This is a genomic window from Mycolicibacter sinensis (assembly GCF_001673565.1).
GTDB classification, from domain to species: domain Bacteria; phylum Actinomycetota; class Actinomycetes; order Mycobacteriales; family Mycobacteriaceae; genus Mycobacterium; species Mycobacterium sinense_C.
Genome location: NZ_LZMF01000049.1, coordinates 44,719 through 67,510, shown reverse-complemented (window position 1 = coordinate 67,510; position 22,792 = coordinate 44,719). Strand labels below are relative to the sequence as shown.

General features: G+C 70.6%; 16 protein-coding genes and 1 tRNA gene. 8 read left to right on the top strand and 9 right to left on the bottom strand.

What is annotated here, in order from left to right; all coding sequences use genetic code 11:
* The first annotated feature begins 187 nt into the window (after positions 1-187).
* On the top strand, positions 188-553 hold the full coding sequence (locus tag A5648_RS08315) for a PAS domain-containing protein (RefSeq protein ID WP_109401098.1): 366 nt from the start codon (positions 188-190) through the stop codon (positions 551-553).
* Between the two features lie 4 nt (positions 554-557).
* Here A5648_RS08315 and A5648_RS08310 read toward each other — a convergent pair whose 3' ends face one another.
* From A5648_RS08310 to A5648_RS08300, 3 genes are all read right to left on the bottom strand, one after another.
* Positions 558-1,229, bottom strand: a complete 672-nt coding sequence (locus A5648_RS08310; RefSeq protein ID WP_065024079.1) for a TetR/AcrR family transcriptional regulator — start codon at positions 1,227-1,229, stop codon at positions 558-560.
* On the bottom strand, positions 1,229-1,915 hold the full coding sequence (locus A5648_RS08305) for a TetR/AcrR family transcriptional regulator (protein WP_065024078.1): 687 nt from the start codon (positions 1,913-1,915) through the stop codon (positions 1,229-1,231). The genes A5648_RS08310 and A5648_RS08305 overlap by 1 nt, the downstream gene beginning before the upstream one ends.
* Positions 1,916-2,098: 183 nt before the next feature.
* Complete coding sequence (locus A5648_RS08300) at positions 2,099-3,235, bottom strand: esterase-like activity of phytase family protein (protein WP_065024077.1); 1,137 nt, start codon at positions 3,233-3,235, stop codon at positions 2,099-2,101.
* Between the two features lie 53 nt (positions 3,236-3,288).
* Here A5648_RS08300 and A5648_RS08295 point away from each other — a divergent pair, with 53 nt between their 5' ends.
* Entirely contained in the window at positions 3,289-5,208 is a 1,920-nt protein-coding gene (locus A5648_RS08295; protein WP_065024076.1) for an acyl-CoA dehydrogenase, read from the top strand.
* 94 nt (positions 5,209-5,302) lie between these two features.
* Positions 5,303-5,701: a hypothetical protein gene (locus tag A5648_RS08290; RefSeq protein ID WP_064855234.1), complete on the top strand. Its 399-nt coding sequence runs from the start codon at positions 5,303-5,305 to the stop codon at positions 5,699-5,701.
* Between the two features lie 13 nt (positions 5,702-5,714).
* Here the strand turns inward: A5648_RS08290 and A5648_RS08285 are convergent.
* Positions 5,715-5,790: transfer RNA gene (locus tag A5648_RS08285), tRNA-Asn, on the bottom strand.
* Between the two features lie 134 nt (positions 5,791-5,924).
* Between A5648_RS08285 and A5648_RS08280 the strand changes: the two genes are divergently transcribed.
* Positions 5,925-6,176, top strand: a complete 252-nt coding sequence (locus A5648_RS08280; RefSeq protein ID WP_064855235.1) for a hypothetical protein — start codon at positions 5,925-5,927, stop codon at positions 6,174-6,176.
* Positions 6,177-6,183: 7 nt separating this feature from the next.
* Here the strand turns inward: A5648_RS08280 and dnaG are convergent, their stop codons facing one another.
* A complete protein-coding gene (gene dnaG / locus A5648_RS08275) occupies positions 6,184-8,100 on the bottom strand; it encodes a DNA primase (RefSeq protein WP_065024075.1) in 1,917 nt (638 codons plus the stop codon).
* Between the two features lie 82 nt (positions 8,101-8,182).
* Here dnaG and A5648_RS08270 point away from each other — a divergent pair, with 82 nt between their 5' ends.
* Positions 8,183-8,974 carry a sensor domain-containing protein gene (locus A5648_RS08270; RefSeq protein ID WP_065024074.1) on the top strand — a complete coding sequence of 264 codons (792 nt, stop codon included), beginning with the start codon at positions 8,183-8,185 and terminating at the stop codon, positions 8,972-8,974.
* 1 nt (position 8,975) lies between these two features.
* Here A5648_RS08270 and A5648_RS08265 read toward each other — a convergent pair whose 3' ends face one another.
* A complete protein-coding gene (locus A5648_RS08265; RefSeq protein ID WP_065024073.1) occupies positions 8,976-10,226 on the bottom strand; it encodes a deoxyguanosinetriphosphate triphosphohydrolase in 1,251 nt (416 codons plus the stop codon).
* A gap of 91 nt (positions 10,227-10,317) precedes the next feature.
* Here A5648_RS08265 and A5648_RS08260 point away from each other — a divergent pair, with 91 nt between their 5' ends.
* Positions 10,318-12,312, top strand: a complete 1,995-nt coding sequence (locus A5648_RS08260) for a TPM domain-containing protein (RefSeq protein ID WP_065024072.1) — start codon at positions 10,318-10,320, stop codon at positions 12,310-12,312.
* An 85-nt stretch (positions 12,313-12,397) separates the two neighbouring features.
* On the opposite strand, the gene A5648_RS24870 is transcribed toward A5648_RS08260, so the two are convergent.
* Both A5648_RS24870 and A5648_RS08250 read right to left on the bottom strand, forming a co-directional pair.
* The gene (locus A5648_RS24870) at positions 12,398-13,897 is read right to left on the bottom strand and encodes a PGRS repeat-containing protein (RefSeq protein WP_065024071.1); all 1,500 of its coding nucleotides are present in this window, start codon (positions 13,895-13,897) and stop codon (positions 12,398-12,400) included.
* A 349-nt stretch (positions 13,898-14,246) separates the two neighbouring features.
* Entirely contained in the window at positions 14,247-15,629 is a 1,383-nt protein-coding gene (locus tag A5648_RS08250) for a glycine--tRNA ligase (RefSeq protein WP_065024070.1), read from the bottom strand.
* Between the two features lie 142 nt (positions 15,630-15,771).
* Between A5648_RS08250 and A5648_RS08245 the strand changes: the two genes are divergently transcribed.
* Entirely contained in the window at positions 15,772-16,146 is a 375-nt protein-coding gene (locus tag A5648_RS08245) for an ArsR/SmtB family transcription factor (RefSeq protein WP_428844321.1), read from the top strand.
* Positions 16,143-16,535, top strand: a complete 393-nt coding sequence (locus A5648_RS08240; RefSeq protein ID WP_065024069.1) for a Fur family transcriptional regulator — start codon at positions 16,143-16,145, stop codon at positions 16,533-16,535. The genes A5648_RS08245 and A5648_RS08240 overlap by 4 nt, the downstream gene beginning before the upstream one ends.
* A gap of 18 nt (positions 16,536-16,553) precedes the next feature.
* Here A5648_RS08240 and A5648_RS24865 read toward each other — a convergent pair whose 3' ends face one another.
* On the bottom strand, positions 16,554-22,634 hold the full coding sequence (locus A5648_RS24865; RefSeq protein WP_165607312.1) for a PGRS repeat-containing protein: 6,081 nt from the start codon (positions 22,632-22,634) through the stop codon (positions 16,554-16,556).
* Positions 22,635-22,792: the final 158 nt, after the last annotated feature.

Sequence of the window (22,792 nt, the reverse complement as noted above, 5' to 3'; positions counted from 1 at the left end):
ATAGTACATACCTTTTGAATGATGTTCAACTCAAACGAGACTGCAAGTTAGGGATTGTGAGACGCTGACGGCGTCGTCCGCGCCGGCCGACTCTCCGGCAGCGGGAAGGACGCCCGCCTGGCGGGCCCCGCCCGTCATAATCAGAGGCATGGAGCGACGGCGGAACGCGCAAACCCCTCAGACCCCGATGGAGACTTTGCGGCAGTTGCCGGCTCTGGTCGTACTCGAACGGATCCCGGTGCCGGTGCTCGCGATCGTTGACGACGGCACCATCTTGTTCGCCAACACCGGTTTCGCCGACATGCTGGGCTACACCCAGGAAGAGGTGCTGGCTCTGGAGTTCAGGCAGATCTTCGGCGAAGTCCCGCCCGCTGAGGAATCAGCCCTGGCGGTGATGCACTCGTTGGCCAACCTCGTTGTCTCCCTTGAACATCGGGATGGTTCGACGGTGCGGGCGTTGATGAGCAAGTCAGCCCTCGAACGTGCCGACGACCGGGTTGCGCTCGCGACGTTCCAAGACCTGACCGAGCAGCTGTGGCTCGATGAGCGGTAGCGCCTCAGCGCTCAACGGCTGAGTCGCCGCCGTCCAGGCCGGGACTGTCCTGGTACCGCAGCGCCTCGCGGGCCAAGAATTGCTCGAAGTACGACAGCGAGTCCGCGGCCACGATCGCCGGAAGCAGCATTTCCCACATCCCGGTCAGCCGCCCGACACTGTCGCCCGGGCGCGACAGCAGCCAGGTGCCGAACATGGCCCCGGTGATCGACTTGGCGGCCCGCTTGGGGTCGAGGCCCTCGCGCAGGTCGCCCTCGGCGATTGCGCGGGCGATCTGCGCGGCCACCGCCGCCGCCCATTCTCCGGCGACCTCACCACCGAGGTCGTTGGAGTCGGACAGCGCGAAAACCAGATGGCCCGCTGTCCGCGCCTCCTTGTCGGTGGCCAACACCGCGGTGACGGCGAACATGCCGTGGATCATGCCCTCCAGCGCCGGCGACGACGGCTGGCACATGCTCCGGAAGGTGTTGAGCATGGTGGCGAATCCGCCCTCGATGATGGCGACCACCAGCGCTTCCATCGAGTCGAAGTGATGGTAGAGAGCGCCTTTGGTCACTCCGGCCCGGTCGATGATCGCGGTGCGTCCGGTGGCGACGTAGCCGACCTCGCCGAAGACGTCGATAGCGGCATCGAGCAGTTTCCGCCGAGTCGCCTCGGATCGAACCTGACGTGCCATCAGTCGACCCGGTCGCCGGCCAGGGGGGAATTGGCCGACGTGGTTCTGATGGCCAGCGCCGTGCGCCGCCGGAGGAACTGAAGGAAGTAGTCGAGCCGGTCGGCGGGCACCATACCGGGAAGCACGACGATCATGGCCCGCTCGATCTGGCGCAGGAACTGCTCGGGCTCGTCGAGGTTGCCGGCTTGGCGCAGACCCAGGTACAGCGTCAACAACACCCGGGCGACGTCTTGCGGATCGCTGTCGACGACGTCGCCTTCGGCGATCGCCCGTTCGGCCACCACGCTCAGCGCTTGGACCGCGTTGTTGAGCACCGTGGTCTGCAGGCCCTCGGCGCGGCCGACCACCGGCAACAGATGCAGCACCGCACGCGCGGTGTCCCGGCAGATATCTTCGATCGCCATCAGGTAGCCGACGTCGATCAGGGTCTCCAGGCCGGAGAGCTTCCGGTCGACCAGCGCCTGTACGGCCGCCCCCGCCCGGGCCAGTTGTTCGTCGATGACGGCCAGAGCCAACGCATGCTTGGAGCGGAAATGAAAATACATCGCGCCCTTGGTCAATTCCGCGTCCGCGAGGATGTCGTCCAGTCCGACGTCGTGATAGGGCCGCTGGGCGAACTGGTGCGCAGCGGCGCGGATGATCTGCTGGCGCGTAGCATCGGCGCGCCGGTCTGTGGGTTCAGCCAACGCGCGATCTCAGCCTCGTCACTGACCGGCACTCGTACCGCATTGTGCTAACGCTATCAAAGCATTGTTGAAAGTGACTCTTTTCGATACTCCGAATCGTCAATTACCCCACGCGGCATTCGAAAAATATCAAATACGCTGCGGCCGGGTGTATTCGGTCTGCGCAGGCCCTGTGGTGGGAAGTCATCGCGCGGCCATCGCAAACACCACGAACTGTGTCACCTGTCGCGGCGAGAAGTTGTCGTCGCTGACCAGCACCACCGCTTGCCGGCCGTCGGGCAATCGTGGCCCCAGCGTGATCCCCTCGATGTTGTCCAGCGGGTTCAGGCCCGGCGTCGCGGACAGGTCGGCCAGCAGCGTCTTGGTCATCGGGGTCACGGCGCGTCCGGCCAGTGCCGGCACCCCCAGCACGTCGGTGGCGCCGGCGATCTCGGCACGGTACAGCCGCACCGTCGGGCGGGTGCTGAACGCCCGCTCGATCACCAGGAACGCGGTGTCCGACAGCGCCACCAGGTCGGTGAGGCCGTTGGTTTCGGCGGGCGCGGTCGCCGGCTCCAGCGGGTAGGCGTACTGGGCCACCGGAGCTCGTGGCTTTCCGTCTGCATCCAGGCGATAGGCGGTGATGCGGGTCAACGCGCCGCGCGCCTGATCCGGCAGGGCACCGTCGTCGTAGCCGGGTCCTTCCATCGCGGCGAACAGTAGGCGGCCATCGGCGGTGACGGTGAGGCCCTCGAGTGTCGTGTTGCGGCGCGGCCCGGTGCGCTGCGCGGACATGGCCAGCTCCGACGGTATGGCGAACCGACCGAGGTAGCTGCCGTCGCGGCCGGCGATCCTGACCCAGGGGTCGGCCAGCAGCATCGCGCCGTGCGGGGCGCCGGTGAGCCGCTCCCCCTCCGATGACCAGTAGAGCCGCTGTCGGCCGCTGTCGAACGCGATACCTTCCGGGTCCGGCGGCACCACCGGCGGCGAATGGTCGAGGTCCAGCGGGCCGAAAGCCCGCCCGCTCTCGTCCAGCAGCGGGTGGACGGCGGAGATCGTCGCCTCGTCGACGCCGCGCTCCGACACCGACAACCGCACCGTGTAGAACCGGGCCGGCCCGCTGGCCGACCGGTCATCGCTGATCACGTAATAGCAGTCCCGGCCGGGGTCATAACTGATTCCGGACAGGCCGCCGACCGTGGTGCCCTCGAAGGTGGTGTTCGGCGGCAGTTGGAGCTGCCCCAGGTACTCCAGTACCGGAACCGCCGGGGCCTGGCACGGTGCGCAGCCGGCGACCAGTAGCAACGCCAGCGACAGCAGCCGGGCCAGCTTCGAGCGCACACCCGTAATGTAAACCCGGTTTGCCGGTCGTCCCGCGCGGATACGGTGCAGGAGTGACCACTTCCGAAGCTCTGCGCGACACCTTGGACGGCCGCTGGCGTGCGGTGAAGAACCGGGTTCGGGCCACCCTCTCCGATGAGAAGTTCCGTCCGCACTACACCCCCAACACGGTGATCGCCCGTGCCAAGGTCGCCGAACAGCTCAAGATCATGGCCGGCACCGGCGTGGCCGCCGACAGCTTCCGCAAGGAGCACGGCGGCACCGGTGACGTGGGGGCGGCGGTCAGCATGATCGAGATGCTGGCGATGTCGGATCTGTCCCTGATGGTCAAAGCCGGAGTGCAGTGGGGGCTGTTCGGCGGTGCCGTGGAAAACCTGGGCACCGAGCGCCACCACCAGGCCTACGTCCAGAAGATCATCGACCTCGAGTTGCTCGGCTGCTTCGCGATGACCGAGACCGGCCACGGCAGTGACGTGCAGGCGCTGGAGACCACCGCCACCTACGACCCGGACACGGGCGAGTTCGTCATCGATTCCGCGACCGGACCGGCGCGCAAAGACTACATCGGCGGTGCTGCCGAAACCGCCACTATCGCCGCGGTTTTCGCGCAGTTGATCACGGAGGGTAAAAGCCACGGCGTGCACTGCTTCCTGGTGCCGATCCGGGACGCCGACGGCAACGACCTGCCCGGCGTCACCACCTCGGACTGCCACTACAAGGGCGGTCTGCCCGGAGTGGACAACGGCCGCATCGTCTTCGATCACGTCCGGGTTCCACGGGAGAACCTGTTGAACAGGTACGCCGACGTCGAGGCCGACGGCAGCTACCGGTCGTCGATCGAAAGCGACGGCCGGCGCTTCTTCACCATGATCGGCACCCTGATCCGGGGCCGGGTCTCGGTGGGCGGCAGCGCGGGGGCGGCCGCTCGGGTCGCCCTGGACATCGCCACCCGATATGCGTTGCAGCGCAGGCAGTTCGGGGCGCCCAGCGAGGACGGGACCGAACACGAGGTGCTGATCATGGACTACCTGGCGCATCAGCGCAGGCTGTTCCCGCTGATCGCCCGGTCCTATGCGCTGCAGTTCGCCCAGAACCAGCTGGTGGGCAAATGCCATGACCTGCAGACCGCCGACGACCCCGACGCCGAAGAGCAGCGCGAGCTCGAGGCGCGGGCAGCCGGGCTGAAGGCCGCCAACACCTGGCACGCGTCGCGGGCGATCCAGGAGGCGCGGGAAGCCTGCGGGGGCGCCGGCTACATGGCCGAGAACCGGCTCATCGCGTTGCGCGCCGACACCGACGTGTTCACCACCTTCGAGGGCGACAACCACGTGCTGACCCAGCTGGTGGCCAAGCAACTGCTGACCGCCTACGCCGACGACATCGCCGGCATGAGCCCGGTCGACTGGGTGCGGTTCGCCGCCGAGACCGTCGGCGACCGGGTGCTCAAACGCACTGCTGCAGAGACGATCATCCAGACGATCGTCGATGCCCGCCAGGACAGCGAAGAAGAGGGCAGCCTGTTCAACCGGGGCACTCAGGTGCACATGTTCGAAGACCGCGAGGAGTATCTGCTGACGTCGGTGGCACGCCGGCTGCGAGCGAAGTCCGAGGAGATGAGCGACTTCGACGCTTTCAACGCCGTCCAGGACCACGTGCTGCACGCGGCCGCCGCCCACATCGACCGGGTGGTGCTGGAGGCGTTCGTCGCCGGCATCGACTCCTGCCCGGATCCCGAGGCCAAGGAGGTGCTGGAGCTGGTGTGCGACCTCTACGCACTGAGCGTCATCGAGGACGACAAGGCGTGGTACATCGAGCACCGGTATCTGTCCACCGACCGGGCCAAGGCTGTCACCCGCGGCATCAATGACCGGTGCCGGAAGTTGCGGCCGCACGCCCAAACCCTGGTCGATGGATTCGGCATCCCCGAACAACTGCGCTACGCCGAGATGCTGCATCCCGAACACTTGGACTAGCCGCCGGGTTTGTTTCGGCTAACCGCCGGTTGGTCCTGTCACAGGCCGGCTTTATAGGCTGTCCGCATCCACCCCGAACGAAGGAGCATCACTCATGGCGTGGTTCCTCGCGCTGAACGCCACCCCGACCAAGGGTGGCCAGTCGCCGACCTATGAGCTGCAGGAATCCGCTGACATCGAGCGGATCACCGAGGAGATGGCCACCTACGCCGCCGCCGATCGGGCGGTGGCGGTTCCCGCCGTCTTCAACAACGGCCGCCAGCAGGTCACGCTGTATGTGCGCCCGGCCGCGTGGGGCGCCTGGGCGATCTACGAGCTGAGCGAGGAAGAGCGCCGCGAATTGATGGCCGCCAGCCCGCTGGTCAACGCGATCGCTCAGGCCCGCGCCGCCAAACAGCAGCAGGGGACTCAGCAGCAGCAACAGCAGCAGATGTTCGCACCGCCGGCGCAGCCTCAGCAGTCCGGTCCTTCGGTGATTCCCAGGCTGGACTGACGCCGGTAAAACGTGGCTCCCCCGGGTGGACTCGAACCACCAACCCTCCGGTTAACAGCCGAATGCTCTGCCAATTGAGCTACAGGGGACTGCTGTCCGCGTGGACGTGCACGACTCTAGCGCATCCCGACAGCACCCCCGTTCCACGGGGGTCGCAGCGAATAGCCCCACCCGCGGATGGGGCAGGATGGAAGCACCGCACCGCCTGTTAGAGGGAGCAGCATTGATCGGGTACGTCGTCGTGATGGGCGTCGGCTACGTCATGGGCACGAAAGCCGGCCGCCGACGCTACGAGCAGATCGTCGGCACCTACCACGCGCTCACCAGCAGCCCGATGGCCAAAGCGGTGATCGACAAGGGACGGCGCAGCATCGCCAACCGGATCCATCCCGAGCCGACGATGGTGACACTGACCGAACTCGAGGACGGCACCACAGTGGTGCGGCCGCAAGACCCGGACGAACCCGACCTCTAGCTTGCGATCAGGCGGTCACCTCGTCGCCGCTGGCCTGCTCTAGCAGGCTGCGCCGATAGGCCTCCATCGCGACCAGGTCGCCGAAGAGCGCGTGGTATTCGTCGCTGTTGTCCACCGGTGACATGCGCTGCAGTTTGGACTTGACCTCGGCGATCTGCCGGCCCACCCATACCTCCTGCAGCCGGGCCAGCACCCCGCCGATATAGCGCGGCACCTTGTCGTCGTCGACGCGGATGGCCTCCACGCTCAACTCGTGGATGAGCCCGACGGTCAGCGGCGAGGTGGTCTGCTCCCGAACCGTTTCGATCCACTGTGCACCGGCGGCCGCGGCGGCGGTGCCGCCGGTCCCCCCGGCCGCGTCGATCGCCGAGCGCACCGCCGCGTAGCCGGGATGGGTGAAACTCTCCACCGTCAGACTGTCGAACACCGGCCCGGCCAGCGCCGGAAACTGCAGTGCCGCCTTGAGTGCCTCGCGCTGCGGCCACAGCGTCGGATCGGTCGGGTTGGGTCGCGCCACCGGCGCTTGCGGGGCCGCGGTCGCGGTCGCGGTGGGCACCCGGGCGGCGCCCCCCCGCGGGTCCTTGCCCTCTTTCTTGGCCGCAGCGCGCACCCGGCCGATCACCTGCCCGACGTCATCCCAGCCCACCCAGCCGGCCAGCTGGCGCGCGTATTCGTCGCGCAGCGTGCCGTCCTTGATCTGGGCGACCATCGGCACACAGCGGCGCAACGCCGCAACCCGGCCTTCGGCGGTGTCCAGGTCCATTTCGGCCAGCGCGGTGCGAACCGCGAACTCGAACAACGGAGTTCGTCGTGCCACCAGATCGCGCAGCGCCTCGTCGCCGTGTGCCAGGCGCAGGTCGCACGGGTCCATGCCGTCGGCGGCCACCGCGACGAACGACTGCCCGGCCAGCTGCTGCTCGCCGTCTAGAGCCTTGAGCGCGGCCTTTCGTCCGGCCGCGTCGCCGTCGAAGACATAGATCAACTCACCCCGAAAGAACTTGTCGTCCATCATCAGTCGGCGCAGCATCGCCAGGTGCTCATCGCCGAAGGCGGTTCCGCACGACGCGACCGCGGTGGTCACCCCGGCCAGGTGCATCGCCATCACGTCGGTGTAGCCCTCGACCACGATCGCCTGGTGCCCGCGGGCGATGTCGCGCTTGGCCAGGTCCAGACCGAACAGCACGTTGGACTTCTTGTAGAGCGTCGTTTCGGGGGTGTTGACGTACTTGGCCTCCATCGGGTCGTCGTCGAACAACCGGCGGGCCCCGAACCCGATCACCTCCCCCGCCGAGGACCGGATCGGCCACAGCAGCCGGCGGTGGAACCGGTCCATCGGACCGCGCCGCCCCTCCCGGGACAGGCCCGCGGCTTCCAGCTCCTTGAACTCGAAGCCCTTGCGCAGCAGGTGTTTCGTCAAGCTGTCCCAGCCGGACGGGGCGAACCCGCAGCCGAACCGCTGCGCGGCGGCGGCATCGAAGTTGCGTTCGGTCAGGTATTTGCGCGCCGGTGCGGCCTCGGCGGTGCCCAGCGCCGCGACGTAGAACTCGGCGGCCGCCGCGTTGGCCGCGATCAGCCGACTGCGGCCGCCGCGCTCGCGCTGGATATTGGTGGCCGATGCCCCGGTGTAGGTGATGGTGTGCCCGACCCGGTCGGCCAGCAACTCGACCGCCTCGACGAAACTGGCGTGCTCGATCTTCTGCACGAAGGCGTAGACGTCGCCGCCTTCCCCGCAACCGAAGCAGTGGAACAGGCCGTGGTTGGGCCGGACGTGAAACGACGGCGACTTCTCGTTGTGAAACGGGCACAGGCCCTTGAGCGAGTCCGCCCCGGCGCGTCTGAGCTGCACATAATCACCCACGACGTCCTCGATGCGGACACGTTCGCGGATGGCGGCGATGTCGCGATCGGAGATACGGCCAGGCACCGGGCCAGTCTAGAGTGCACAGCGAGTCTCAAGCCGCCATGTTTTAAGCTCGGTTCGTCAACGTCGACGTCAGGGAGCGCGCATGAGTCAGTCCGAGCAGCCACCGGGGGCGAAATCCAGACGACCTCGGCTCCTGCTCGTGCTGGCCGTCGTCGCCCTGACGGTACTGGGCGTGGTGACCTGGATGAGCCTGCCCGACCGGTCACGCGGCGCCTCCGGCATCACCGGCGAGACCGTCAAGCAGGTTCTGCTCGACGGCGCCGAACTGTCGAAGATGCTGGATCAGCCCTTCACCACCGTCACCGGTCCGCCGGCCTACGGCGACCTGGATGCCATGGAGGACTCGTCATCGCCCGGCGAATGTGTCGGCGTCGTCGACGTCGCACCCAAGAGCGTGTACGCCTCGGCCGACGTACAGAGCTACGCCCGTGAGACCTGGATCGACTCCGAGCCCAACCGGGACGGCTATAAGCCGCTCACCACCCGGGTGATGTTCGTCAAGGAGGCCGTGGTCGCGCTGCCCAGCGCGGCGGACGCCCAAGCGCTGTTCGCCGAGTTCACCGAGCAGTGGAAACGCTGCGATGGACGTCCGGTCAATGCCGACTCGAATTCGGGCGGGCAACCGCACCTGCAGGGCACCGAAATGCACATCACCGGCGTCCGGATCACCGATGACGTGTTGGCGGCCTCCATCGTGCTCGACAAGAGCCCCAAGGCTCCGGACACCCGCGCCGTCGGCGTGCGGGGCAACTGCATCGTCGGGGTGCTGATCGCGTTCACCGGCACCGAGAACGCCACCGGCTCCGGCGATCCTCAGACCAGCAGCATCCAGGCCGTGCAGGCGATGATGGACAAGGTCACCAAGCTCGGCTGAGTCACTCGACGAGGCGCTCCAGCCGGCCCTCGGTGAACGACGCGATCTGATCGATAACGATTCGCAGCCGCGCGCCGTCATCAGCTGCGGCGGCGAACGCCGGGACGAAGATCGGATCCAGGGTTTCCGGAGCCCCGGCGAGCAGCCGCTCGGCCACCGCGTGCACCCGCTCACGTTGGGCGGCCTGAATCTTGCGGTGCTGGTCTTCGGACATGATGAACTGCACCGCAAGGGTTTTCAGCACGGCGACCTCGGCCCGCACCAGCTCCGGCACTTCCAGGTCGGCCTCGTAGCGACTCAGCGGCCGGCGGCCGGCAACGGCATGGGTGGCGGTGATCGCCGCGGAGGCGAACCGGCCGACCAGTTCGCTGGTCAGGCGCTTCAGCGCCACCGATGCCGACAGGGTCGCGTCGTAGGCCGCGACGGCGGCCACCACCGGCAGTTCGGTGAGTCGATGAGCGGCCGCCGCCAGATCGTGGACCCCGTCGGGATCGCCGAGGCGCGCCAGTTCGGCCACCGTCGAGGCGTCGGCGAGCACCCGCAGGTCGATACGACCCGCGACGACACCGTCTTCGACATCGTGCACCGAGTAGGCGACGTCGTCGGCCCAGTCCATGATCTGCGCTTCCAGGCAGACCCGGCCCTCCGGCGCTCCCCGACGCATCCATTCGGCGGCGGCTCGGTCCTCGTCGTAGAAACCGAACTTGGTCCGGGCCGGGCCGGTTCCGGACAGTCGGGGCCACGGATATTTGGTGACCGCGTCCAGCGCCGCCCGGGTCAGATTCAGTCCTGCGCTTGCCCCGTGCGGCCCCACAACCTTGGGTTCCAGGCTGGTAAGGAGGCGGAAATTCTGCGCATTGCCTTCGAATCCGCCGCACTGCGAGGCGATTTCGTTGAGCGCCTGTTCGCCGTTGTGCCCATACGGCGGGTGTCCGATGTCGTGGGCCAGCCCGGCCAGGTCGACCAGGTCGGGATCGCAGCCCAGCCCGATCGCCATCCCCCGCCCGATCTGCGCCACCTCCAGCGAGTGGGTCAGCCGGGTGCGCGGGGTGTCGCCATCGCGGGGGCCGACGACCTGGGTCTTGTCGGCCAACCGCCGCAGGGCGGCACTGTGCAGCACCCGGGCCCGGTCGCGGGCGAAGTCGGTGCGGTGCTGACCGCCGGTCCCGGGCAGGCCGGCCGTCTTCGACGACTCCCCCACGAGACGGTCGCGGTCGTGCGCGCCGTAGTTGTCGTACTCGTTGATGGCCACCGCCGCCAGTCTATTTTGACCCTGTGCGCATGGGCGGTACCGGCCGCAGGATTCCGGCGATCAGCCGCCGAACGCATATACATTGGCGAGCATGCGAATCACTCGCCTGATCAGCGCCGCCGTGGCGATTCTGGCCGCCGTGCTGCTGGTGGCGCCGGGCGCCGCGGCGCAACCCCCGCTGCGGCTGCCCAGCTCGATCACCGACAGCGCCGGGGTGCTCTCGCCCTCCGATCGCGCCGGAGTGCAGGCCGCACTCGACAAGCTCTACGCCGACCGGCACGTCCGGCTGTGGGTGGTCTACGTCGACGTCTTCTCCGGGCAGACCGCCGACGACTGGGGACGCAGCACGGCCCGGCTCAGCGACCTGGGCAGCAACGACGCGATGCTGGCGGTCGCCACCGCCGACCGCAGCTACGCGTTCCTGGTGTCCAGCGGCATCTCCGAGATCAGCACCGGCAAGGTTGATGCACTGCGGCGCAACCAGATCGAGCCGGCCCTGCACCGGGGCGATTGGGCCGGGGCGGCCACCGTCGCCGCCAGCGGACTGGACGCTGCGGCAGCACCGGCGGAGGTGAGTTGGGCGCCGATCCTGATCGCGCTGGGCGCGGTGGCCGCCGCCGGCGTGGTGGTGCTGCTGGTTGCACGTCACCTGCGGCGGCGCCGGCACAACGCGGCGCTGGTCGCGGCCCGGCGGGTCGATTCGACCGATCCGAATGCGCTGGCCGACGTGCCGGTGTTCGCCCTGGATGCGCTGTCCGGGGAGAAGGTGGTCCAGGTCGACAACGCGGTCCGCACCAGCACCAACGAGTTGCAGCTGGCGCTCGAGGAGTTCGGCGAGGAACGCACCCGGCCGTTCGCGCAGGCGGTCGCCAGCGCCAAGTCCGCCATGGAGCACGCCTTCACGGTGCGTCAGCAACTCGACGACGACATTCCCGAGACACCGGCCCAGCAGCGCGACCTGCTGACCGGGGTCATCGTCACCGCCTCGAAGGCCGACCGCGAATTGGAGACCCAGCGCGCGTCGTTCGAGCAGTTGCGCGACCTGGTTCTCAACGCACCGGCGCGCCTCGACGATCTGACCCGGCAGCTCGTGGAGCTGACCGGGCGCATCCCGGCCTCCGAGCAGCATCTGGTCGAGTTGCACCGCGAATTCGACGCCACGGCACTCAGTTCGGTGGCCGGCAACGTCAAGACCGCGCAGGACCGGGTGGCCTTCGCCGAACGCAACATCACCCGGGCGCGCGGGCTGGCCGACCACCCGGTGACCGGCGGGCAGAGCGAACTGGTCGACGTGGTACGGGCCGCCGAGTCGGGGCTGGGTCAGGGCCGGGCCCTGCTCGACGCGGTGGACAACGCCGCCCGAGACATCCGCCACGCGGTGGCCACGCTGCCGGAGGCCATCACCGACGCCGAGACCGGTATCGAGCAGGCCAACACGCAACTGCGGCGCGGGGCGGGCGCACACCGCGCCGAGCTGACCGCAGCCCGCGATACCGCGGTCAAGGCCGTTGCCGCCGCCCGCGCCAGCGGTGACCCGCTGGGGGCGTTCACCGCGTTGACGAAGGCAGACTCCGACTTGGACCGGCTGTTGGACACCGTGGCCGAGGAACGCGCGGCCGCCGAGCGATTGGCCCGAACCCTGGAACAGGCGGTGTTCACCGCGTCGTCGCGCATCCGCGCGGTGTCGGATTACATCGACACGCGCCGCGGCAGCGTCGGCCCGGAGGCGCGCACCCGGCTGGCCGAGGCCCGCCGCCGGCTGGACGCCGCGCAGGACATGCGCGGCACCGACGTCGCCGGCGCCATCAGCCAGGCCAACGGCGCGGCCACGCTGGCAGCCGCGGCGCAGTCCCTGGCCAAGGCGGACGTGCAAGCTGCGCAGCGAGAGTATTACGGGCGCTACGGCGGCCCCGGCGGTGGCAACGACACCGGCGCCATGCTCGGCGGCATCATCATCGGCAACATCCTCAGCGGCGGCCGGATGGGCGGCGCCGGCTTCGGTGGCGGCGGAGGCGGGTGGAGCCCGACCTCGTTCGGCGGCTCCTCCGGTGGCGGCGGCTTCTTCGGCGGCGGTGGCCGCTTCTAGGCCAGCACTGTTCAGCACCGGACGAACACCACAACGGAAAGTGCCCGCACGCCGAAGCGTGCGGGCACTTTTACTCCGAGGCGGGTCAGGGAGTGGTGCTGGTCGGTCCGGCCGCCCCCGGCTGGCCGTCCGGCCCGGCCTCACCGGCCGTACCGTCGTGCTCCACGCTGTCCTTGCCGGTCGCAGACGCGGTGCCGCCAGCGCCGGGCGCGCCGCCCGGGCCGCCGGCCCCGCCGACCGCGCCGGCGCCGCCAGTGCCGCCGTTGCCGCCCGCGCCACCGTCGCCGCCGTTACCAGCAGTCGAGACGCCCCCGGAACCCTTGGTCGTGGCGTCGCCACCGGCCCCGCCATTGCCGCCGGCACCACCGGTCCCGCCGGGCTGGCCGGCCGCACCGGTAGCACCCAGGGCACCGACACCGCCCGCGCCACCGTCACCAGCGGTCGCGATGCCCCCGGCGCCGTTGGCCCGGGCGTCGCCACCGGCGCCACCGTCACCACCGGTGCCGGCGATGAGGCCCTGGCCACCGGTACCGCCGGTACCGCCGTCACCGGCGGTCGCGATGCCCGGGTGGCCGTTGGCGGTGGCGTCGCCGCCGGCGCCGCCGACACCGCCGGTGCCGCCGTGGCCGTTCTCGGCGGTACCGCCGGTGCCACCGGTGCCACCGTCACCGCCGGTCGAATTACCGCCAGAGCCGTTAGAGGTGCCCTCGCCGCCAGCACCACCCGCACCTCCGGCACCACCTTCACCGCCGTTGCCAATGGGTGCGAACGAGTTGCCGCCGGTGCCACCCATACCGCCGTTGCCACCGGTCACGGTGCCATCGGAACCGTTGGCGGTGGCGGCGCCGCCGGCACCACCGGCACCACCGGCACCACCGTTGCCGAAGATCAAGGTGGCGGCATCGCTGGTGTTGCCACCATTGCCGCCGGCACCACCGTCAGAGCTGACCGCAACGCCGCCGGAACCGTTGGCGGTGGCGGCGTACCCGTCGCCACCGGTACCGCCGACCCCGCCGTCGCCCATGATCGTGCCGCCGGTACCGCCATTGCCGCCGGCGCCACCGTCGATCCCGGCCTCGGTGGAGTCCCAACCGTCGCCGCCGTCGCCGCCGTTACCGAAGAACCCGGCAGCACCACCGTCACCACCGACCTCACCCTGAACGGTGGAGTCCCAGCCGTCGCCGCCATCGCCGAACCACAGCCCACCGGCTCCGCCGTCCGGGCTCTCCGCGGTGCCGTCGACACCGTTGCAGATCAGGCCGCACGCTCCGTCGAGGCTGTCGATGCCGTTCATCTGGATGTAGGCCGCGTTGATGGCATTGTCGATCTGCTGGCCGAAGTCACTGGTGATCCAGCTCTCCATCATCGAGTGCCACGGGTCATACATCCACGAGTCGATCACACTCGCCGGGTCAAGACTCGGGTTGGCCAGCAGCAGTTGGTCCCAGAACGGCGAGTCGCCGAACACGTCATCCACCCCGGTGGTGTCCGCTGCTGAGCCGGCGACCATGCCGGGGTCGAATAGGTCCATCAGCCAGTCAAGACCGTCGGCGTGTGCGTCGGGCGCGGTGGCCAATGGGGCCATCCCGAATGCCAAGAATGCGGCTGCAGTGCTTGAAACCCCGATCACGCGACTGCGGCGGCGTGCCCCCGCGGCACGCGAATCATGCGGTTTCCCTACGTACTTACTGTTGGCCATCTGCCACCCTCCCTTGTTCAACCCAATTCCGCGGCGTAAGAATCTGTCTCGTTTCTTAGCTACCGTTGAGCCAACCGGGACGCGGCGCGGCTGTCAACCTGACCCGCAACAGTCTCAGGAATGCCTGCCCGTCCTGTTGCCCTTGCAGGACAACAGGTTACGGAATCACTCCTACAGTCGACATTTTGAGTCGGATAACCCGTTGGAGCGCACTCGGTTTTGCCGGCTGGGTCGTTCAGCAGCCCTTGAGGCGCACGGCCAGATAATCGGCCACCGCGTCGATGGCCACCCGCTCCTGCGCCATGCTGTCGCGTTCGCGCACCGTGACGGCGTGATCTTCGAGTGAGTCGAAGTCGACCGTGATGCAGAACGGGGTGCCGATCTCGTCCTGACGCCGGTAGCGCCGGCCCACCGCCCCGGCGTCGTCAAACTCGACGTTCCAGGATTGCCGCAACTCGGCGGCCAGATCCCGGGCCTTGGGCGAAAGGTCGGCGTTGCGGCTCAGCGGCAGCACAGCAGCCTTGACCGGCGCCAGTCGCGGGTCCAGCCGCAGCACGGTGCGCTTGTCCACCCCGCCCTTGGCGTTGGGGGCCTCGTCCTCCTGGTAGGAGTCGACCAGGAAGGCCATCAGCGAGCGGGTCAGGCCGGCTGCCGGTTCGATCACGTACGGCACGTAGCGGGTGTCGGATGCCTGGTCGTAGAACGACAGGTCCACACCGGAATGCTCTGAGTGCGTGGTCAGATCGAAGTTGGTGCGGTTGGCGATGCCTTCCAGCTCACCCCACGGGTTCCCGGCGAAACCGAACTTGTACTCGATGTCGGTGGTGCCGGCGGAGTAGTGCGACAGCTTCTCGAGCGGGTGTTCGTAGAGGCGCAGGTTCTCACGCTTGATACCCAGGTCGACGTACCACTGCAGGCGCGCGTCGATCCAGTACTGGTGCCACTCGGTCGCGGTGGACGGCTCGACGAAGAATTCCATCTCCATCTGCTCGAACTCACGGGTCCGGAAGATGAAGTTGCCGGGGGTGATCTCGTTGCGGAAGCTCTTGCCGATCTGGCCGATTCCGAACGGCGGCTTGCGACGTGCCGTGGTCACCACGTTGGCGAAGTTGACGAAGATGCCCTGCGCCGTTTCGGGCCGCAGGTAGTGCAGACCCTCTTCAGACTCGATCGGGCCCAGGAAGGTCTTGAGCATCATGTTGAAGTCACGGGGCTCGGTCCACTCGCCCTTGGTGCCGCAGTCCGGGCAGGAAATCTCGCTCATCGGAACGTCGTCGGGGTTACCACCCTTTTTCAGTGCCACCGCTTCCTGCATGTGGTCCTGGCGGTGCCGCTTGTGGCAGTTGAGGCACTCCACCAGCGGATCGTTGAACACCGCGACGTGACCGGAGGCGACCCACACCTGCCGCGGCAGGATGATCGCACTGTCCAAGCCCACGACATCGTCTCGCGACGTCACGACCGAGCGCCACCACTGACGCTTGATGTTCTCCTTGAGCTCCACCCCGAGTGGCCCGTAATCCCACGCCGACTTTGTGCCGCCGTAGATCTCGCCCGACTGGAAGACCAGGCCACGTCGCTTGGCGAGGTTGGCAACGGTGTCGATGATGGACGCCACGAGGGGGTGCTCTCCTGTCTTGACGGGACGCGCCGGCAACGCCGACACACAAAATCTCAGTCATCGTATCGACACCGCCGAGGTTCTTTGACATGCGTCATTACGCATGGAACAGTGGAGCCAGCTGAAAACGATTTCCAACATGGGCGGAGGTGGTGGTATGTCGCCCACAGCATCGGAGCTGGTAGCCGACGACCACCAGCACCACGGCCCCGCTTTCCCCGCCACGCCGCCGCGGGAGATCCTCGACGCCGCCGGCGAATTGCTGCGGGCGCTGGCCGCTCCGGTGCGCATCGCGATCGTTCTGCAGCTGCAGGAATCGCACCGCTGCGTGCACGAGCTCGTCGACGCGCTCGGGGTGCCCCAGCCGCTGGTCAGCCAGCACCTGAAGATCCTCAAATCCGCCGGGGTGGTCACCGGGGAACGGTCGGGCCGCGAAGTGCTCTACCGGTTGGCCGACCACCACCTGGCGCACATCGTCATCGACGCGGTGGCCCACGCCGGTGAGGACCGTTGACCGCCCCGGGAGTGCGCTCCACCCGGCAGCGCGCAGCGATCTCGGCGCTGCTGGAGACCGTCGACGATTTCCGTTCGGCCCAGGAACTGCACGACGCGCTGCGTGAGCGCGGGGAGAACATCGGACTGACGACGGTCTATCGCACGCTGCAGGCGATGGCGTCGGCCGGACAGGTCGACACGTTGCGCGCCGACACCGGCGAGTCGGTGTACCGGCGCTGCTCGGAGCACCATCACCACCATCTGGTCTGCCGCCACTGCGGTGCCACCGTCGAGGTGGGCGATCACGAGGTCGAGGAGTGGGCGGCCCAGATCGCCGCCGAGCACGGCTTCTCCGACGTCAGCCACACCATCGAGATCTTCGGTACCTGCGCCGACTGCAGGAAGTAAGTAAACCCGCCGGTCGGATCAGCCCGGCGAGCCGTTGCTGGCGCCGCTACCTCCTTCGCCACCTTCGCCGCCCCGGCCCAGGTTGCCGCCGTTGCCACCGTTACCGCCGTTGCCGCCGGAGGCGCCGGTGTTGGTCCCCGACGGGTCGTAACCGTCGCCGCCGTCGCCACCGTTGCCGGCCGGCAGTGGCGCAGGGTTGCTACCGGCCGCTCCGGATGTGCCGGCCGTTCCCCCGCCACCGGCGCCACCGCTACCGGCGTCGCCGCCGGAGCCCCCGGCGCCCCGCAAACTGGTGGTACCGCCATTGCCGCCGTTGCCACCGGCACCTTCGTTGTCGCCAATCGCCGCGCCGACGCCGCCGCCGGCCACCCCGGCTGCGCCCTGGGCCCCGTTACCGCCATCGCCGGCGAGGGCGCCGTTGCCGCCGGTGCCACCGGCACCACCGTTGCCGTTGGTGCCACCGGCCCCGGCGGTGGTACCGCCGCCGCCACCGTCGCCGCCCTGGCCGCCCCCGCCGGCGGTGCCGGCGTTGCCGCCGGTGCCGCCGCCGCCCTTGGCCGCGCCGGTGTCGCTGCCGCCGGCGATGCCCGACTGGCCGGCGCCGCCGTTGCCGCCTGCTCCGGCGTTGCCACCGGTACCGCCCTGGCCGCCTTGGCCACCGTTGCCGTTGGCGCCGATGGTGCTTCCGGTCCCGCCGTTGCCGCCGGTACCGCCCTGGCCTCCGATGCCGCCGGTGCCGCCCGCGCTTCCGGACTGGCCATTGGCGGTGACGCTCGAGGTGTTGACGCCGTTGCTACCGGTGTATCCGGCGCCGCCGGTGCCGCCCTGTCCACCGGTTCCGCCGGTTCCGGCGTTACCACCGGTGCCGGTGGCCGCCTGGGCACCGGTGCCGCCCAGCAGTTTGCCGCCGGCTCCGCCGTTGCCACCGTTGCCACCGTCACCACCGGCACCGCCGACGCCGCCCTGGGTGCCCGCAACCGTGCTCGAGGTGCCGACCGAGCCGACGGTTCCCATTCCGCCGCCGCCACCGATCGCACCGGTACCGCCGTTGCCGCCGGTCCCAGCTGCCCCGGAGATCGAGCCGCCGTTGCCGCCTTGACCGCCATTACCGCCGGAGCCGCCGTTGCCGCCGTCCAAGCCGGTGGTGTTCGCGGAGTTGTCGGTGCCCGCGGTTCCCGAGCCGCCGGTACCGCCGTTGCCGCCCTTACCGATGTTGCCGCCGTCGCCGCCGGCACCGCCGTTGCCGCCGGAAGTTCCCGCCGGCGCCCCGCCCGCTGACGGGTCATACCCGGCACCACCGGCGCCACCGTTGCCGGCCGGCCCGGCCACGCCTTCGCCGTCGGCAGCCGTATCGCCGGCGCTGCCGGTGCCCGCCGCCCCGCCGGTTCCGGCCGCGCCCGCGGTGCCGGCGGCCCCGCCCTGGGTGGAATCGCCGCCGGCGCCACCGTTGCCGCCACCGCCGGCGCTGCCGTGGATGGTCTGTCCGGCCACCCCGGCTTTACCGGCTCCACCGTCACCACCGGTGGCACCGTTGCCACCGGCTCCGGCGTTGCCGCCATCACCGTTCGCCCCGAGAGCGCCACTCCCACCGGCAGTGCCGCCGCCGTCACCGCCGTGGCCGCCACTGCCACCGGTCCCGACGCCGCCGGCGTCGCCGCCGGCCTGGCCGTCCATGTCATTGACGCCGGTCCCGCCTGTGGTACCGGCGAAGCTGTAGCCGGCGCCGGCATTACCGCCGACCGCGCCGTTACCGCCGGCGCCGCCTCTACCGCCGGCGCCGGAGATCGAACCACCGAGTCCGCCGTTGCCGCCCGCGCCGCCCGAGCCGCCGTTGAGGCCGGATCCGCCGTCGACGACGGTCGACGTCCCCGCGGCTCCGTTGCTGCCCGCCGTGCCGGAGCCACCGGCGCCGCCGTCACCGCCCTTGCCGATATTGCCGCCATTGCCCGCGGCGCCACCGTTGCCGCCGTTGGTCCCCGCCGACGCCCCGGAACCCGCCGCTGACGGGTCATAACCGGCACCGCCGTCACCGCCGTTGCCGGCCGGCCCGCTCACCCCGGTGCCCGCATTGCCCTCATTGCCCGGAGTCGTCGTGCCGTCGCCGTTCGTCCCGGCAGCACCACCGGCACCGGCGATCGCCGAATCCCCGCCGTTACCGCCGTGCCCGCCCGAACCGGCGACACCATCGAAACCGGCATCGGTGGCGGTGCCTGCCGCACCCGTGCCGCCGCCACCACCGGCGGCCCCGTCGCCGCCATTCCCGCCGTGCCCGCCGGCACCGTCGGCGCCCGCGGCGGTACCGGCAGTCGAGCCACCCGCACCGCCGTTGCCGCCGGCACCGCCGACACCTGCGGTGCCCGCAGCACCACCGTTGCCACCACCGCCGAGCGCCGCACCGGTGTCATCACCACCGGCGGTTCCCGCCACGCCCAGCGCGCCGGCCCCGCCGGCGCCGGCGTTACCACCGGCACCGCCTTGGCCGCCGGAGCCACCCGTGCCGTTGGTGCCCACCGAACCGGCCGCCCCGTTGGTGACGCTGCCCGCCGCGCCGCCGTTACCGCCGACGCCACCGTCGCCGCCGCGACCACCTACGCCACCGGCGGTGCCGGCGCCACCGTTGCCGAGCGTCGTCCCGGCAGCACCACCGTTAGCACCCGCGACACCCGCAAGCCCACCACCGCCGCCGCCACCATTGGCGCCGCTACCGGCGTTACCACCGCTACCCGCGGCCCCGGAAGTCGATCCACCATTGCCGCCGTGGCCACCGTTACCACCGGCGCCGCCGGATCCACCGGCCAAACCGTTGACGCCGCCGGCCTGCGCTACCCCGTTGACGTCCGCTCCGCCCTGGGTGGCGGAGTTGTCGGCTCCGGCGATGCCGGAGCCACCGTCGCCGCCCAAACCGCCGGCGCCGATATTGCCGCCGTTACCGCCGTTGCCGCCGTTGCCGCCGTCGGTTCCAGCGGCCGCCCCGGAACCAGCTGCGGTCGGGTCGTAGCCGTTGCCGCCGGCACCGCCGTTGCCGGCCGCTACCGAAAGGCTCTGTCCACCGGTGCCGGAGCCGCCGGCCGTGCCGGCCGTGCCGGTGCCGCCGGTGCCGGCGTTGCCACCGCCGCCGGCGGCCCCGCCTTGGGCTGAGTTGCCGCCGTTCCCGCCGTCGCCGCCGGCGCCGAGTGCTCCGTCCGAGCCGGCTACTCCGGCCAGCCCCTGCGCGCCGACGCCACCGTTGCCGCCGCCGGCCCCGGCGCCGCCGTCACCACCCTTGCCGCCGGAGCCGTTGTTGCCGGCCGTGCCACCGGCGGTCGACCCGCCCCCGCCACCGTCACCGCCGCGACCGCCCGCCCCGGCGGTTCCGGCCGCGCCGCCACTGCCGCCGGCACCTTGGTTGACCGCCAGCGTCGCGTCGCCAGTCGCACCCTCACCGCCGGAGCCGGCGGTACCACCGTTGCCGCCCTGGCCGCCGTTTCCGCCATTGCCGTTGACTCCCACCGTGGCATTGGCGCCGGTGCCGGCGTTGCCGCCGGTGCCGCCTGCGCCACCCTGCCCGCCCTCGCCACCCTGGCCGCCAGCCTGACCGGCGCCGTCGTTGGTGGACAGCACGCCCTGCTGACCGATGTAGCCGACCCCACCCTGGCCGCCCTGGCCGCCCTGGCCGGCGTCGCCACCGTTGCCGGCGGTGCCCGGCGCGCCCGCGTCGAGACTGGACTGGTCGCCGGTCCAGTTGCCACCGGCGCCGCCGTTGCCTCCGGCCCCGCCCGCGCCGCCCTTTCCGCCGGCGGCAATGGAACTGCCCTCCCCGCCGGCACCGCCCTTGCCGCCGCTGCCGCCGGTACCGCCGTTGCCGGCCGCCCAGCCACCGGACCCGCCGGCACCGCCGGCACCCCCGGAACCACCGTTGCCGCCGTCACCGCCGACGCCGGCGTCGAAGGCCGCGCTACCGCCCAACCCGCCGTTGCCACCGGCCAGCCCGGTCCGAGCACCGTCGGACATGAGGGTGGCGGCCTGCCCGGCGAAGCCACCCTGAGCAACTGGCGTCTGGTTGAAGCCGTTGCCGCCGTCGCCCCCGTTGCCGCCCAGCAGTCCCTTAACGCCGTCGGCGCCGTCGGATCCGGCCACGCCGGTGCCGGCCAGCCCGCCGGTCCCGGCGGCACCCCCGAGGCCGCCGGCGCCGGCCACACCGGCATTGGCACCGGCGCCCCCGTTACCGCCGTCGACGTGGCCGGCGGTGCCGTGGGCGGCATCGCCGCCATTGCCACCGGAACCGGCGTCACCGCCGAGGCCGCCGATGCCACCGTCACCGTTGGCCCCGGCGCTGCCGGAACCGCCCGCGGCCACACCGCCACCGGCACCACCGGCACCACCGTTGCCGCCCTGGCCGCCGTTGCCGCCGAGTGCGGCGTCACCGCCGTTGGCGCCACCGGCGGCATGAGCGTCGGTCGCCGCGTCGTAGCCGTCGCCGCCGAGCCCGCCGCGACCGCCGGCGCCACCGGCACCTCCGGCGCCGCCTTCGCCGCCGTCACCGGCGATCGATCCGCCCAGCCCGCCGTTGCCGCCGGCCCCGCCGTTGCTGCCGGCGCCGCCGACCTCACCAGCGGTGCTGAGCTGCCCGGCCGATGTCGCTGCTGTGCCGTCGTCGCCCTGGTCGCCGGCTGCTCCGGCGCCGCCGGCGCCACCGTTTCCGCCGTTGCCGTAGCTGCCGCCGTTGCCGCCGGCACCACCGTTTCCGCCGTCGAGGGCGGAAGCGGTCGATGTCCAGCCCGCTCCGCCACCACCCCCGTCACCACCGCTGGTGGCCGTCCGGCCGGCGGCTGCCAGCCCGGTCGCGCCCAGCCCGCCGGCACCGGCCTTGCCGACCTCACCGCCGTTGCCGCCGGCACCACCGTCGGCGTGGTCGGCGGTACCGGCGGCTCCTGCGCCGCCATCCCCGGCGGCACCGGAGTTGCCACCGGACCCGCCGTTGCCGTCGGCCCCAGCCAGGCCCGCACTGCCGAAGTGCGCGCCACCGCCACCGGCGCCGGCTTGGCCGCCGGCGCCACCGACGCCGCCGTTACCGCCGTCGCCACCATCGCCGCCGGCACCAGTCGCATGAGCAGCGAAGTCACCGGTAGCGCCCAGGCCACCGACGCCGCCGTTGCCGCCGGTAGCGCCGTTGCCGGCACTGCCGCCGCGGCCACCGTCACCGAACAGCAGCGACGAACTGGAGCCTCCCGCGCCGCCGTTGCCACCGGCGCCGCCACCGCCGCCCACGCCGCCCAGCCCGCCGGTACCACCGCCCACCGACCAGATGCCCTGGGCGCCGGCGACTCCCGCGGTGCCCAGGCCGCCGTCACCGCCGAGCCCCCCGGCGCCACCGCTGCCGAATAGCCAGCCCATTCCGGCGCCACCGGCGCCGCCGTTGCCTCCGGTGAATCCCGCGCCCCCGTCGCCGCCGGCGCCACCGCTGCCGCCGACACCCATGAACGACCCACCGTCGCCGCCGGCGCCCCCGACGAAGCCGCCGCCGCTGGCGCCGCCCGCCCCACCGTTACCGAGGAAGCCTGCGACGCCCCCGGCGCCGCCGGCGGTGCCGTCGGCACTGCCGTCGTAGCCGGCACCACCGTCACCGAAGAGCCAGCCGCCGGCCCCGCCGTCCGGGTTGGCCGCGTCGCCGGCGGCGCCGTTGCCGATCGCGAAGGAACCCAGCAGACCGTTGATCGCGGTGTCGACCTGGCTGCCGAACGGGCTGTTGATCCAGTCCTGCAGGCCGGCGTGCAGCGGGGTGTAGATCCACTGGTCGAACAGCGCGGTCCAGTCGGTCGGTGAGCCCCAGGCCAGGCCGGGCAGCTGGTCGTCCCAGGTCGTCGGGTTGGACCAGTCCTGCAGATCGAAGACGCCGGCTGGTGCGCCTGGGTCGACATCGGACAGCGGCGCGGCCCCGAACAGGTCGGTCAGCCAGCTGAAATCCAGGTCCGCGTGCGCCGGCGGTGCGCCGGCCAGTGGCGCCATGCCGAACGCGAGGAATGCCCCGACAGCGGTTCCGGCACCCAGTGCGCGGCGATGCTGAAGCTTTCCTGTGCGAAGTGCGACCAGCTGTCCCGTGCCACGGCGCCCACCAGACATCGAGAGTCTCCTATCCAGACCCCCAGTCCGGGTTTTTGATTCACTTATTCCTCGCCCAGGCGCGAGTCTATGTTTTTGGAGCAGAATTTCCAAAAGAAATTTGAGAAAGCGCTCATGTTCTTTTCATCTTAGTGGCGCTGTCGCTGATCGGGCAGCCC

Coding starts and splice junctions, on each gene's coding strand:
- A5648_RS08315 (WP_109401098.1), top strand. CDS start 188: ATGGAGACTTTGCGGCAGTTGCCGGCTCTGGTCGTACTCGAACGGATC.
- A5648_RS08310 (WP_065024079.1), bottom strand. CDS start 1,229: ATGGCACGTCAGGTTCGATCCGAGGCGACTCGGCGGAAACTGCTCGAT.
- A5648_RS08290 (WP_064855234.1), top strand. CDS start 5,303: ATGGCGTGGTTCCTCGCGCTGAACGCCACCCCGACCAAGGGTGGCCAG.
- A5648_RS08270 (WP_065024074.1), top strand. CDS start 8,183: ATGAGTCAGTCCGAGCAGCCACCGGGGGCGAAATCCAGACGACCTCGG.
- A5648_RS08260 (WP_065024072.1), top strand. CDS start 10,318: ATGCGAATCACTCGCCTGATCAGCGCCGCCGTGGCGATTCTGGCCGCC.
- A5648_RS24870 (WP_065024071.1), bottom strand. CDS start 13,897: ATGGCCCCATTGGCCACCGCGCCCGACGCACACGCCGACGGTCTTGAC.
- A5648_RS08245 (WP_428844321.1), top strand. CDS start 15,772: ATGGGCGGAGGTGGTGGTATGTCGCCCACAGCATCGGAGCTGGTAGCC.
- A5648_RS24865 (WP_165607312.1), bottom strand. CDS start 22,634: ATGTCTGGTGGGCGCCGTGGCACGGGACAGCTGGTCGCACTTCGCACA.